We start from the raw sequence: 13,630 nt of genomic DNA, 5'->3' as shown, positions 1-13,630 counted from the left end.
CTCTCTAAGAATGCTTCACGAAATAATGGCGTAAACCATAGTTAGCAATGACCTGCTGCTGAATTTGTGAAGTCCCTTCAATAATTTCAAGCACCTTCGCTTCACGATACAGTCTTGAAGCTGAATTTTCCCGGCTAAATCCGCTTCCACCATGGATTTGGACATTTGTATTTGTAATATCAACGGCGATTTTAGATGTGAAATATTTTGCGATTGATGTCTCTGTGATGGCATCAGGATGCTGCGCTTGTCTCATTTCTCCGGCCTTTAGGCATAAGGCTCTCGCTGCATGGAGCTGGGTGACCGCATCTCCGATCATGCCTTTGATCATTTGATGCTTGTAAAGTTTTTCATTAAATTGTGTTCTTTTACGTGAATACGTGACGAGAGAATCAACGGCTTCCTGTGCAATGGCAAGCCCTGCCCAAGCAACACTGTATCTTCCATGATCTAAAGCAAGTGACACCACATGGTTAAATCCGCCCCCAACTGGTCCTAAGACACAGTCTTCATGCACCTGTACATGATCGAGGGTGATTTCTGCTAAATAAGACGCTCGGTTGGCCATCATTCCTGTAATCCTCTCAATCTCTACACCTGGCTGATCTCGCTCGACAAGGAATGCGGTGACTTGTTCGCCATCTCTAGCAATCACAATAAAGAAATCCGCAATCGCTCCAAAGGAAATCCACTTTTTCTTCCCATTCAAGACATAAGACTGTCCATCCTTTTGATAGCTTGTTTCAACATGATTGGCATCTGATCCAATATTCGGCTCTGACAAAGCAAAGGCACCGATTTTTTCCCCTTTGGCTAATGCAACGAGCCAGCCTTGTTTTTGGTCTTCTGTTCCATAACGAAGAATGGCTTCTCCTACGAGAGAGTTCACTGTCAATAATGTCCGTACATTACAGCAAGCTTTCCCTACTTGTTCAGTGAACTGTCCATACGCAATCGGATCAAGCCCCAGTCCTTGATAGGATGATGGGATACCTGCTGCCAAGTAGCCTCTTTTCGCCATATCGCGAATCAGCGACTCCGGCAAATGTTCTGTTTCATCGAATTCATTGGCAAACGGACGGATATGTTCATCGCAATACTGTCGTATTTCCTCAATGGCATCAATTGTTTGTTCAGCTGTTTTCATGAAGGGCCGCCCCCTGTTGTTTTTTCTCAATTAAGGAGACAATGCGATTGACCGTACTAAAATTGGCAATGTCGAGGTCTTCGTTGTCTAACTGGAAGTGAAAGTCATGTTCAATGTAGTTCACTAGTTTCATCGCAAAAAGAGAATTGACAAAACCTTGTTCAAAAATGTGATCATCATTTCCTAACTCAATTTCTTCATCAAATACCACTAGGTTTTGCTCAATATATGCTCTTACTTGTTCGTGTAGGTTCATGATTCAATCTCCTCGCTTTTCGCTTTTTTATTGTTTGGCTGGGGCTTTTTGGTCAATCTCAACTTTGACATCTACGTATTCTGGGAAAGGCTGAATCAAGCTTAAATCGTTTTCAAACAAAATATAGCCATCCTCCCCATTCTCGATTTCTTTGAAATTCGCAAACTTGTATGTGATATACATCATGCGGTTTCGGTCTGTTTGTTTAAAGTCGGCCACAAGCCGCTTTCCTCGCTTTTTCGCTTCTTGCAAAATCGTTGTGAGTAAAATGGTCCCGACACCTCGAGACATGACGCGGCAAGACATGAGCAGCAGTTTGACATGCCAGGTGTCACCTATTTCTTCTATTAATGAGAGTCCAATTTTCCCATAGGACCCGAATTTGTCTTCAAGTTCACAGACAAGCAGCAAGTGAGCATCTGATTGACGGAAGTAATCAAGCTCTGCATAATCGTAGGTTTTTCCGCTTGCATTTAATTGATTGGTACGGACAGTTAGTTCTTCGGCTCGCTGGAGGTCCTGTTCTCCTGCTTCCGATATAACGAATTTCATATGTAAAGACGCCAAAAATTTCTCAGGCGGCCCTTCATATTTCTCTTCTTCCTGCTGCCTTTTATCCGCTTCTAAGTACATTTTTCTGCGTCGTCTTGCATCCTCTGTGATAAAGACTGGACGCAGCCGATCATCTGTGAGCAACGTCATATAATCCACCGCATCCCAGCACGTAATCTCCGGATGAACAGCCTTCACTTCTTCTCGTTCAAATGGCTGATCATCAATAAAGAGAATGGTATCTTTATGAATATTCAAGCGCTCGCTGATTCTCTTTAATGAACTAGATTTGGCATTCCAATGAATCTCTGGATAGAGGAAGAAATGATCGATTCCGAAGGCGGAGAGCTTTTCCTTCACGGCTGTTTCATCATTTCGGCTTGCGATAGAAAGAAGGATACCGCGCTCATCTAGCTCCGTTAACACTTCCTTGATCGATGGCTTTAACGTCACCTCATCTGATTCAAGTAAAATCCCATCCCATAATGTATGATCTAAATCCCAGACAACACACTTGATTTGCTTAGCCATTTTGTTTTCTCCTCTCACATGTCATATTGGAAAAAGCCCTTACCTGATTTTTTTCCGTACTCGCCTGCGTCGACCATTTTGACAAGTAGAGGACACGGACGGAACTTCGGATCTTTGTAACTCTCGTATAAAACAAGCAAAGAATTCAAAATCGTATCGAGCCCGATCAAGTCACCTGTCGCAAGTGGACCCATTTTATGACCGAAACCTCCGCGGAAAATTTTATCGACATCCGCTGGTGTGGCAACTTGATCTTGCACCGTCCAAATGGCTTCGTTGATTGTCAGCATAAGCACTCGGTTGGAAACAAATCCTGGGAGATCATGTACCACTACAGGTGTTTTATCAAAGGATTTCAAGAAACCTTTTGCCGTTTCAACTGTGTCATCAGACGTTGCTTTTCCTCTAATCACTTCAACTAACGCTTTAAGAGGAACAGGGTTCATAAAATGCGCCCCAATGACCTTCTCAGGGTAATGCATAAGGGCCCCTACCTTTGTGATGGAAATACAGCTTGTGTTGACAAAATAAATGGTTTCTTTCGCACATATATCTCGCAGCTTTTCATAAATTGGTTTTTTCATCTCCCAATCTTCTGTCACATTTTCAATGACGATATGCGCATCATGTAAGCCTTCAAATGAAGTCGTTAGCTGGATTTGAGACAATACGTTTTCTAAAGACAACGAAATTTTCTTCTTTCTCACAAATTGAACCAATTGGTATGTCTTCTTGATTTTTTCTAGCGCTTCGTTTAGTTTTTCTTCTGTGATATCAACTAGTGTGACTTGATAGCCATTTGCTGAAAGGTCTAAAGCCATATCAGCCCCCATCACACCTGCTCCAATCACGCCTATGTGCCTCGTGTTCATTTCTCCAACACTCCAATTCGCTTTAAAATGACATTGATTTTCTCTACCACTTCATTTGTTAATGAATGAATAAAAAAGTGATCTCCATCGAATTCAAAAAACGCACAATCTTCGCTTGTATATTGGTCCCAATCGTCTAAATCGAACAGCACAGAAGGCAAATCTCGTGTACCATAAAAAATAGATATTGGACAAGCAGCTGGAACGACTTCATCACACTGATAGGTCTCTAGAAGCTGAAAGTCTGCTCTTAAAATCGGCAGAAAGAAATCAAGTACTGCATGGTTATCGGCAAGCTCCTCAGGAACGCCGCCCATTGCAATAATCGCCTCTTTTAATTTGGTATCTGACAGCTGATGATAGACTTTTTTTTCTGGAATGTGTGGTGGAAAGCGTCCAGAATAAAAGACATGGACAGGCTCTTTGTTGAATCTTGTTTTCATTCTTTTTTGTAATTCGTATGCAAGGACAGCTCCCATACTATGACCGAAAATGGCGTAGGGCTCTCCATCTTTTAAGAAAGAGGACGCCTGTAAATAAAGATCATCTGCGACCTGCTGTAAATCGGTCAGCACAGGCTCTGTCATTCTTGTCCCGTGTCCAGGGAGTTCAAGTGCATGAATTTCTATCGACCGGTCTATATAAGATTTCCACGTACTGAATACGGTGCTTGCTCCACCTGCGTACGGTAAGCAAAATAACTTCACGACACGCCACACTCCCTTTTGCATTTGATTGCCAACGCTTCAAGCCAGTTTTTTTCATCATGGATAATTTGTTCTAAGGAAGCTTTGATGCTGGCTTGGTACCTGCTGGACATGTCACCTGAAAAAAGGAGTTTCGCTGCCTGATGCCTCGCTTTCTCCCATTCTGCTAAAATACGTTCCATCCACCGCATCAACTCAGGCAGATCTTCTTTGATCAGACTCAGCCGATAGAGCTCCACTTTCTTCGTATTGATGACCTGATTGAAAGATGCCACGAGCTTCTCGATGTCATTCAATTGCGAAAACTGCTCATAAAATGTTTCGAGTGCTGTGATTCCTTTTTCTATTGCGTCAAGCTGACCATGCATATTTCTCAGGAAATAAGCTGTTTTTTGAGCAAATAATTCAGTCGAGACCTTTTTCGAATCAAAGTGGAAAGCCGCATAGGAATGAAATTGATCATTCGGCTGAAAATAATCATGAAAGGTGTCATATCCTTTCTGCACGTCTGTATATGGCAACACTTGATGCTCATACGACAAATTATCTAAATGCCGATTCTCTAATACATGGAAAATTTGCTGATTTTCATGAAAACCCGTGATTAAAATCGAATGCCGGCTATGTGTCGTCAAATACTCTTTTCTACCTCGCTGAACGTAAGGATCTACCCACACAATAACCGGGCGATTCAGCGTCACATCTTGTTTGACTTTCTCAATGAGATTGGCACAACGCGTGATTTTTTCGACTTGAATGCCTTGTAAATTCATAATCTTTTCTGGATCGTGTGTCGACATCCAGTCAATCTGCAAAAAACCTTCTTCTGTAAGGCCATATGCGAATTGATCATTTAATAAGTATGGAGCGACTTCTTGATCATGCAGCTTGACAATCGGGAAAAAGCAATTGAAGAAGCAGCTGCGATAAAACAAATCATTATAAGGATGAATGCCCGAAATCTGTTTGATGGTCATCTTTTTGTCCTCTCTTTCCAGCAGTAGATGTCACCATGAATCCTTTGATGAAACCAATCGTACAAAACCAAACAAAAAACAAATAATAAGAGATCGCTAGTTCAATGAGAGAGGAAGGTCCCCATACAAAAATCATTTTCCAAGGCAGCCCATTAAAGGCAGCCTGCGATAGAATCATTGGCAGGATCAATATTCCGATCAAGAGCAATACCCAGCAGAGACCTTTCAGCCAAACGCCAAGTGTCATTTTCCGCTGAACCACAGCACCACTTTTTACACGCTTCCTCCACTTGATAAATCGAAGAATAGACACCGTTTGCAGTAAAATAAAAAGACATGTAGCGGCAAGACTCAATTGATCAATGAGCTGAAATGGATCCATTGATGATTCTTCTTGATCATTTGTTCCCACAATCGCTTTGGCAACAAGACGAGCCGTTTGTTCGGTGTAGCTGCTATTCATATTTGCTAACACTCCGATCGCAACGCCTTCTTTTGGCTGGATCAGAAAAAATGATGAATAATTTGGGTTAGAGCCTGCATGGAATAACGATTTCACATGCTCATGTTTTTTTTCTATATACCAGCCGGCATTGTAATAGACATGCTTCCCTTCGTCTGGGACATTCACAGTCAAGTGATCAGGATTTTTCACAAAACGAGACCACGTTGAATCGGTCAATTGATATTGCAGCCAAGTACCAACCTCCTGGCTATTCATCACAATATAGCCAGCAGGGGTATTGCCTCGATATTCCGGTGCGTGATAAACATGCGGAGCAAGGAATTGCAGTTTAAACCCTTCCGAAACAACACCGTGCTTCATTCGTTCGGGCCCAGCCTCCGTTTGGTCAAGATGATGTCTTTTAAACAGCCCTTTCATATATGCCTCATATGGCTGCCTTGTTACATTTTCAATGATGAGACCAAGGACATCATAGTTGATGGTGGCATATTCAAAGGAGCTTCCCGGCTTGCGGTTAAGTTCGATTGATTTCAGCTGATGGACTGTTTTTTTCAACGCATCCTTTGCATCATCTGGCTGGATAAGCGCAATGGTTTGAAAGGGAATGCCGCTTGTGTGATGCATCAATTGATCCACTGTGATCCGCTGAGGCTTGCCATGGTACGTTGGAAAAAAACCTGGAATATAGCTGCTTACCGGTTCTTTCAGATCTATTTTCCCTTGTTTCTCTAGGTCAACAATAGCAAGGGCGGTAAACGCCTTTGATGTAGAGCCAATTTCAAAAAAAGTGCTGTCTGTCACAGGCTCCTTCTTCTTTCGCTCCGCATAACCAAAGCCTTTTTGGTACACCACTTGGTCCTTTTTCACAACCACAACGGACATGCCTGGAATGCGCCCATGCTCCATCTGTTCTTCAATCACTTGATCAATGGCCTTAGATGAAATCGCTGCTTGTGCATTTGTTTGGCCGGCAACACTACTGATCCATAACACTGCCAGGACAAATGAAATGTAGACAATGTGCTGACTCTTCCTCATGTAAATAACGAATCCATTTCTTCAAGAGACATGTCCACTGTCTCAAAGTCAGACGGTGTAAATTCGATCTCTTCCTTCTCTAGACAATGCTGAACCAAACGTTCAATTTGCCGCTCTACCTCATGCAAAAGCTGCGTCATCTCTGTTTCACTCAGCTGTTTTTCACTAAAAGATAGATGGAAAATCAGCTGACCACCCTTGATTGTTGCGACCATATCGATGACGGTTGTTAATTGATTATCTAATGACGAATCAGCACCTGAAGAAAAATAGGACATCTCATAATCAGGTGATTGTTTAAGTACCTGATCGATCTCACCTAAATAGTTAAACCGTAGTTGTGGCGCTGAATGGTCCGGAAGCTGTCTATTGATGAGTGACAACAGACCATAGCCTGCACCTTTATTTGGTACTTCACGTATCGTTTCTTTGACAGCCCGAATATGATCTGCAACAGACTCAGAAACATTCACATTCACTGGATACATGGTTGTAAACCATCCGAACGTTCTAGACACATCGATATCTTCCTGCACAGCATCCCTGCCATGGCCTTCTAATTCTAAAGAAATCTGCTTTTGATTCGTTTGCTGAGAACAGGCTTGCGTTAACGCTGTGATTAACAATTCATAAGGCTGCGTTTGATACGCCTTGTTCGCTTGATTGATCAATTGATCCGTCAGCTCAACTGATAATGCCTTGGTCAATTTGATTTCATCTTTGACATATCCCTCATTTGCAGCCACTTGATACAAAGGCTGAATATCCTGCACCTCTTTTTGCCAATAGCTGAATTCCTTTTTTACATCACCTGATGCTGCATACTGGTTCATCCGCTCCGCAAACGTCTGATATGAATGTGTTTTGAGCGGAAGCATCTCTGCTGTGACCTTTTCTGCATGCAATAATTTCATCAAGTCCTCCACAAGAATTTGCCATGACATGCCGTCAGCTAAAAGATGATGTGCGGCAAAAATGAGATGTGATTGAGCTGTGGTTTGACAAAGTGCTGCCTGAATTAATGGTCCTTGATAAAGATGGGTCCTCTGCTTCAACTGAAAACCCACTTCTTTTAACGCTTCTTGCACATTCTCTTCTGACAGCTCCGTGAAATCGTGTATCATCAGCGGAATATGCTGCATGCTTTCATCATAATAGAGTGTGTTTGTCGTTTCTTGTACTTTTAACCTTAATCCATCATGATGAATGACCAGCTCTTTTAAAGCATCGTTCAAGATCCTTTCATCCATCTTCTTCTTTGAATGAACAGTGATGGATTGATGCCAGAAATGTTCGTCTTTTAACCGCTGGGACCAGAACCATTCGACAATTGGTATCGATTTCACATCGCCCGCAGCCTGCTCTTGTGAGATATGTAATGCCGGTTCTTGCTGGACGACTTGTGCCATTTCTCTAAAAATTGGATAAGTAAATATATCTTTTGTTTTTAAATAGAGTCCCTTGTCTTTTAACTTCGCAATAAATTGAATCGCCTTAATGGAGTCACCGCCAAGCTGATAAAAATGATCAGCTGGGTCGATCTTTTCATGCCCTAAGATATCTTTTGCTGTATCTATTATGATCTCTTCGATGACCGCTTTTTCCTTAGACCATTCAACCTCTGTTTCCACTTGAGACAGCAATGGATCAGGCAGTGCTGCTCGATTGATTTTTCCGTTTTGAGTTAGCGGGAGCTCATCTAGTATGACAATATACGCTGGGACCATATAAGCTGGCAGCTGCTCTGATAATTTTTTTCTTAGTAAAAAGGGCGTCATCTCTTTTTCTTTTAATTCAATATAAGCAGCCAGCTGTTTTTCTCCAGCCTGATCGGTTAGATCAATGACAGCGGCTTTATCAACTTCATCGAGTGCCATAAGCGCAAGTTCAATTTCCCCCAGCTCAATCCGGTAGCCTCTCAGCTTGATTTGATGATCAAGCCGGCCAATATATTCAATCTTTCCATCATTTGCTCGTTTGGCAATGTCACCTGTTCGGTACATGCGGCGATGGCTTACAAATGGATTCGGCAGAAAGCGCGATTCCTGCAAATCAGGTCTTTGCCAATATCCTCTGCCAACACCCTCGCCTGAAATATACATTTCTCCTACTGTCCCTGGTAACACCACTTGCTGATTTTCATCTAAAAGGTAAATCTCCGTATTTGGCATCGGCACACCAATAGACACTGACGTCCCGCCATCGTCTTGTTGAAATTGATGAATCATGCAGCCAACGGTTGCTTCAGTTGGTCCATATTCATTAAAGATCGAAATTCGTCCATCACTTGCCTCTGTGATTCTTTTGGCCAAAGCTGCCGGTAATTGCTCCCCGCCAACAATCATCCGTTTCACTACTGATTGAGACAGTGCAGCATCTGTTAGCAGCGCCATATGAGCTGGTGTCAGTTTGATGACTTTTGCTTTTTGATCAAACAAGATATGTTCTAGTAAAAAACCTGACTGATCCTCTTGACGATAGATCACCACTGTACTTCCAGTCACCAATGGCGTATAAATGGATGTCACAGTTAAATCAAATGCAATGGATGAATACAAGGCAAAATGATCATCTGCTGAATCTGTATAGTGTGTTTTGGCAGACAAGATATAGTTCACTAAGCTTCGGTGCTCAATCATGACGCCCTTTGGCTGTCCTGTAGAGCCGGACGTATAGATCATATATGCGACATCTCCAGCATCTCCAATGAATGAATGTGCTGAATCATACTGATCTAAGTCATCCCACACGCTATACACATTGTACGTATCGCCTTCAAAATGGTATGACGACACTTGTTCTGTGAAAAACAGCTTCGCCTGACTATCATCCAAAATAAACTGAATGCGCTCCTGCGGATACTCAGGATCAATCGGTACGTATGCACCGCCCGCCTTTAAAATTCCAAGCAGCAGCACAATAAGTTCTGGTGAATGGTTCATGCATACTGCAACAAAGTCATGCCTCTGTAAGCCTTTTGTTTGGAGGAAATGTGCCATTTGATTGGTTTTTCTCTCAAGTTCACCGTATGTCATTACATGAGATCCATCCTGAAGTGCGATTCGATCAGGGGAAGTCTTAGACATATCTGTGATCAATTCATGGATTTTTTGTTTCTGTGGAAATCGGACGGCTGTGTCATTCCATTGATAAAGCTCTCGATGTTTCTCCTCTTCTGTCATAAGAAGTACGTCTTTTATGTGCTGCTTAGGCTGGGTGAGTATGTTCTCGACAAATAGGAGCATCCTCTCATGAAGAAAATTGATGTCTTCCTTGCCGTAATCTGAGATTTTGTAATCATATTGCAGCTCGATTTGCCCTTTTTCATCCCATTCTTTCACAGCAACTTGTAAACCGTATGGCTGGAAGCCATTGTAAAGCTCTATGTATTCAACTGCGTACCCTTCCATCTCCTGCACCATATTTGTGCTGTAGGAGTTGATAAAGATTTGAAAAAGCTGATCATATCCTGCCTTTGCAAGCTCTAAATCTTTGACGAGTGCGTCATATGGATAGCGCTGATGCAGGAAGTAAGCCTTATAGTTTTTTTGAACGTCTGTCAGACTTTCTAACAAAGATAGATGAGGATCGATCTTCATTCGATAAGGCATTGTGCTGACGGTCATACCGGACGTGGCTTTCTCCTTTTGCCCGGAACGATTGAGAACTGGCGTCCCAATAATAAAATCTTTTTGCTGGTATTTTTTATGCAAGTAAACGAAGAGGCCTAAAGTAAATAAAGAGTTGATTGAACAATGATGGGTGTCTATAAATTCATAGATTCTTTCTGAGAGTTGTCGATCAAGATAATGGCTTTGTCGATGGCCTTTGATTTGGTCAGTTCCCTGTACCAAATCACTTTCAGACACATCAGATAATGTTTCTTTCCAAAATTGCTGATCTTTTTTAAATCTTGGGGAGTTCATATATTTCGATTCTTTATCAATAAAAACAGAATGATTGTCTGCTTCTTGTTCGATAGAGGAGCTGTGTGTAAGAGCAGTGTAAAGTTGACTAATTTTATCGATGATGACTTTCATCGACCATCCATCTGCTACAGTATGATGGCATTTGATGAAATAACCGGAATGCTGTTCGCCGACTTTCAATACGGCAAATTCGGCGAGAGAGGTTTCTAGTAACTGAAATGGTGTTTTGAAGGCTTTTCCGGCCCATTCTAACATGTGTTCATGTGTGGAAAACTCATAGGCAGGAATATGGTTGTCTGTGTTTGAAGCAACGTATTGAAGAATCTCTCCGTCTTTCTCTACTAGCTTGAGACGAAGTGATTCTGTCGTCTTGATACAAGATGCAATGGCCTGCTTCAGTTTGTCGAGCTGCAACGGCCCATTGACAAAAATGATACCGCCAATATGATTGATCGGTGTTTTTGGATAAAATGTTTCCATGTTCATCACGCGCCGCTGCGGATGTGTTAATGGCCAATATACTAAACTACTAGTCAATTACGCCACCTCTACTTTTCATATAGTTAACATTTCTACGAACATATTAAATCATACAATAGTATTTTTGTAAATAATTGAGATAAAATGTCTAAATTTGTTCATTTTTTAATCTAGACGCTAGGAAAGCCGACACAGTAAACAGGACAACGTTTATAAAAAAGACGACTCTTGCCCCAAAGAGATCGGTCATGGTGCTCATAATGAGGATAGACATTCCGTATATAAAAGTTGATAGTGTATGTTGAGCTGATAGTATTTTAGGCAATTCAATTTGACTCAGTGTATCTTGTACATATGTGCGAATGGAAATGCTGCGAAGCTGAAAGGCTGGGCCTAACAAAAAGACAAATAACAAACTCAGCCAAGCTGAATGATTCAGCCCTAAGCATAGGGTCAACACGGCAACGATCACCGAGCTGTAAAAAATGTGATCAAACAAACGCTGTTCCACATGCTTTGCGAACCGCAGCACGAGCAGGCCGCCTAGAATGGTTCCGCCAAAATAGCTTGCGTTAATAAAGCCCCACCATGTGGCAGGCTGGTGTAAGACTTCTGTGACATAGACAAGGATAATGGCACCAGTCCAAATACTTCTGCCGCACATGGAAAGCATTTCTAAAATCGTTAATGTTCGAATTGTCGGCTTCTCATACATGAGCTTCCAGCCTGAAAAGACCCTTGCACCAAATGATTCAGACTGTTTCTCTTGTTTAGCCGCAGCTCCAGTATCGATGATAAAGAGCATGGATATGAGCGACAAACTGTATAAAACAAGTGTCGTCAAAAGTAAAAATTGTGGTCCTAGAATGCCAATAAATAGTCCTCCTAAAAGCCAGCCTAGTAAAAGGACAATTTGATCAGAAGTTAAGATATAGCTATTGGCTTTTAGTAAAAAGTGCTTTTCTACTAAACGTGGAATCATTGAATTTCGAACAGGAATGGTTCCTCCATCTATCAAAGAAAGTAGAAATACAATGATAAAAAAAAGAGGAATAGAAAATGTTGATAGTTGTAGAATATAAATGAAAATTAAGCAGCCGAAGAAAGTAATTTGACAAATTTGCAAATAGATAATGAGCCTTTTTAGCTTAAGCTGATACATAAAGAAAGGGATGAGTATCGCTCCAAGTGCTTGTCCAACAAACTGCGAGACGGCTACCATTGAAGCAATCAGCGTAGAATTTGTTAATTGATACGTCAGGATGGTAAGAACGAGGACATATAGTGAATCCCCAAAATTAGCTAGGGTTTGACCCCCTAATAAAAAGTAAAATGATTTGTTTTTCATATTTATCTCCATTTTCTCTTCATTACCAATCATAATAATACATTATTTTCTACACTTCTACTTTTTATAACAATTTTTTCATGATTTGATACATTTTACCTAATTTAAAAAACCGCCAAAAGGCGGTTTTTTATTAGTCATATATATGGACGATAGGTTCTTTGTCTTCAGCATTTTTCGTGATCAGGGCTTCTTGTTGATCAGAAGATGTGATGTTAATTTCTATATTTGTGCTCTTATAGTAGTCCATCACTTCACCTGTTAAATATTGCGTGAAAGCCACGACTTCCGTTTTTCCGTAGAACTGCATTGGAATTTCTACTTTAATTTTTTGCAGGTTTCCGTTTTTATAGAAACCTTTTCCTACCACTCCAGTGTAATTCGGGAAGTAGTCTTCAACCTTTGTCTTGAAGCGGTCAAATCGCTCTGAATCATCTTTGTAGTTACTTTTCGCATTATCTGAAGGGAAGAATACATTCTCTTCTTTGATCGTATCCCAATTGCCGATATCAGCTGAGCCTGCTTTCACATCGGTTTTGGCGATAAAGTTTCCTGGTACAATCGACGATTTTGGCGCTTGTTTATAAAGGGCAATCATGACAGGCACTTTTTGCAAACCATCCATTTGACGAATTCGTTTGATCACTTGCTCAGCGATTTTTTCGCCCTCTGCCAAGAGTTTCTTTGAATTTTTCGATGAATCGATGGTCACCTCTTGCTGGGGATCACCGATATTTTCACGATAATAATAGACAGAGTTCAGTGCAAGACCAATGACGACTCCACCAAGCTGTAAGCTATTTTTGTCTTTTCGAATTAAGTAATTATGCTCTAGCATCGAAGATAAGTATATTGGACTATTTTCGTTTTTTGACTTTGTTGAACCTGAGTTTGGAAGAGCAGGATTTAAGCCTAGGTTCTTAAAGTCTTTATCTGCTTTTTCAGCTTTTTTCAGATCACTGCCTGTTTTTTTGCGCGCGAGCCAGCTGAGAACGGTATCCTCATCTAAATGCTGTCCTTCTTGGAAAAGATAGTCGTTTGTATTAAATGACTCTGTTGCCAGGCGCATGAGTCCTATTTCAAATTCATCAATATCCAAGCGTGTATTGAGACGCTCTGCTGTTAATCCTCTTGCAGCCCCTTGTTTAAACGGCAGCACCATTTTGTAATAGGAGTCAGAGATATTGTACATGGGGATGATCGCTGTTTCCTTCGTTTCATCCGTTTTTTGTGTGACCTCTTCCTCGTCCTTTCCCCCAAAAGGTGCACACGCTGACAGTACCAGTGTGAGCATTGTCAGCAGCAATAACAACTTTTTCAATAGAAA

At 41.4% G+C, this 13,630-nt stretch carries 10 protein-coding genes and 2 pseudogenes; all 12 read right to left on the bottom strand.

Annotated features, from left to right (window positions below):
* Positions 1-4: 4 nt before the first annotated feature.
* The 12 genes and pseudogenes from ACYH0L_RS03345 to ACYH0L_RS03290 all read right to left on the bottom strand — a co-directional run bounded on the left by ACYH0L_RS03345 (position 5) and on the right by ACYH0L_RS03290 (position 13,624).
* Entirely contained in the window at positions 5-1,147 is a 1,143-nt protein-coding gene (locus ACYH0L_RS03345) for an acyl-CoA dehydrogenase family protein (RefSeq protein WP_230031529.1), read from the bottom strand.
* Positions 1,134-1,403: an acyl carrier protein gene (locus ACYH0L_RS03340; protein WP_034320179.1), complete on the bottom strand. Its 270-nt coding sequence runs from the start codon at positions 1,401-1,403 to the stop codon at positions 1,134-1,136. The genes ACYH0L_RS03345 and ACYH0L_RS03340 overlap by 14 nt, the downstream gene beginning before the upstream one ends.
* A 27-nt stretch (positions 1,404-1,430) precedes the next feature.
* Positions 1,431-2,486, bottom strand: coding sequence for an HAD-IIIC family phosphatase (locus ACYH0L_RS03335; protein WP_230031528.1), 1,056 nt, complete (start codon positions 2,484-2,486; stop codon positions 1,431-1,433).
* Between the two features lie 14 nt (positions 2,487-2,500).
* Positions 2,501-3,358, bottom strand: a complete 858-nt coding sequence (locus ACYH0L_RS03330) for a 3-hydroxyacyl-CoA dehydrogenase family protein (protein ID WP_482354354.1) — start codon at positions 3,356-3,358, stop codon at positions 2,501-2,503.
* Positions 3,355-4,065 (bottom strand): thioesterase II family protein, encoded by a 711-nt coding sequence (locus ACYH0L_RS03325; RefSeq protein WP_482354353.1) that lies wholly within the window; start codon positions 4,063-4,065, stop codon positions 3,355-3,357. Before ACYH0L_RS03325 ends, ACYH0L_RS03330 begins: the two co-directional genes overlap by 4 nt.
* Positions 4,062-5,042: a C39 family peptidase gene (locus tag ACYH0L_RS03320; protein ID WP_482354352.1), complete on the bottom strand. Its 981-nt coding sequence runs from the start codon at positions 5,040-5,042 to the stop codon at positions 4,062-4,064. Before ACYH0L_RS03320 ends, ACYH0L_RS03325 begins: the two co-directional genes overlap by 4 nt.
* Entirely contained in the window at positions 5,005-6,546 is a 1,542-nt protein-coding gene (locus ACYH0L_RS03315) for a serine hydrolase domain-containing protein (protein WP_367308174.1), read from the bottom strand. The genes ACYH0L_RS03320 and ACYH0L_RS03315 overlap by 38 nt, the downstream gene beginning before the upstream one ends.
* Positions 6,543-8,438, bottom strand: a complete 1,896-nt coding sequence (locus ACYH0L_RS03310; protein ID WP_482354477.1) for a condensation domain-containing protein — start codon at positions 8,436-8,438, stop codon at positions 6,543-6,545. Before ACYH0L_RS03310 ends, ACYH0L_RS03315 begins: the two co-directional genes overlap by 4 nt.
* Positions 8,439-8,450: 12 nt before the next feature.
* Positions 8,451-9,581, bottom strand: a pseudogene (locus ACYH0L_RS03305) (amino acid adenylation domain-containing protein); the annotation flags it as partial.
* Positions 9,582-9,719: 138 nt separating this feature from the next.
* Positions 9,720-11,012 (bottom strand): annotated as a pseudogene (locus ACYH0L_RS03300) (condensation domain-containing protein); the annotation flags it as partial.
* A gap of 91 nt (positions 11,013-11,103) precedes the next feature.
* A complete protein-coding gene (locus tag ACYH0L_RS03295) occupies positions 11,104-12,303 on the bottom strand; it encodes an MFS transporter (RefSeq protein ID WP_230031523.1) in 1,200 nt (399 codons plus the stop codon).
* A gap of 133 nt (positions 12,304-12,436) precedes the next feature.
* Positions 12,437-13,624, bottom strand: coding sequence for a CamS family sex pheromone protein (locus ACYH0L_RS03290; protein WP_482354351.1), 1,188 nt, complete (start codon positions 13,622-13,624; stop codon positions 12,437-12,439).
* Positions 13,625-13,630 lie beyond the last annotated feature (6 nt).

This window comes from Bacillus sp. MC1252 (assembly GCF_056838025.1).
The sequence above is the reverse complement of the archived record's forward strand: the minus strand, read 5'-3'. Positions and strand labels throughout refer to the sequence as shown.

Excerpts from the sequence above, each read along its gene's own strand:
- ACYH0L_RS03320 (WP_482354352.1), bottom strand. The coding sequence starts at position 5,042 with ATGACCATCAAACAGATTTCGGGCATTCATCCTTATAATGATTTGTTT.
- ACYH0L_RS03335 (WP_230031528.1), bottom strand. The coding sequence starts at position 2,486 with ATGGCTAAGCAAATCAAGTGTGTTGTCTGGGATTTAGATCATACATTA.
- ACYH0L_RS03330 (WP_482354354.1), bottom strand. The coding sequence starts at position 3,358 with ATGAACACGAGGCACATAGGCGTGATTGGAGCAGGTGTGATGGGGGCT.
- ACYH0L_RS03295 (WP_230031523.1), bottom strand. The coding sequence starts at position 12,303 with ATGAAAAACAAATCATTTTACTTTTTATTAGGGGGTCAAACCCTAGCT.
- ACYH0L_RS03315 (WP_367308174.1), bottom strand. The coding sequence starts at position 6,546 with ATGAGGAAGAGTCAGCACATTGTCTACATTTCATTTGTCCTGGCAGTG.
- ACYH0L_RS03340 (WP_034320179.1), bottom strand. The coding sequence starts at position 1,403 with ATGAACCTACACGAACAAGTAAGAGCATATATTGAGCAAAACCTAGTG.
- ACYH0L_RS03345 (WP_230031529.1), bottom strand. The coding sequence starts at position 1,147 with ATGAAAACAGCTGAACAAACAATTGATGCCATTGAGGAAATACGACAG.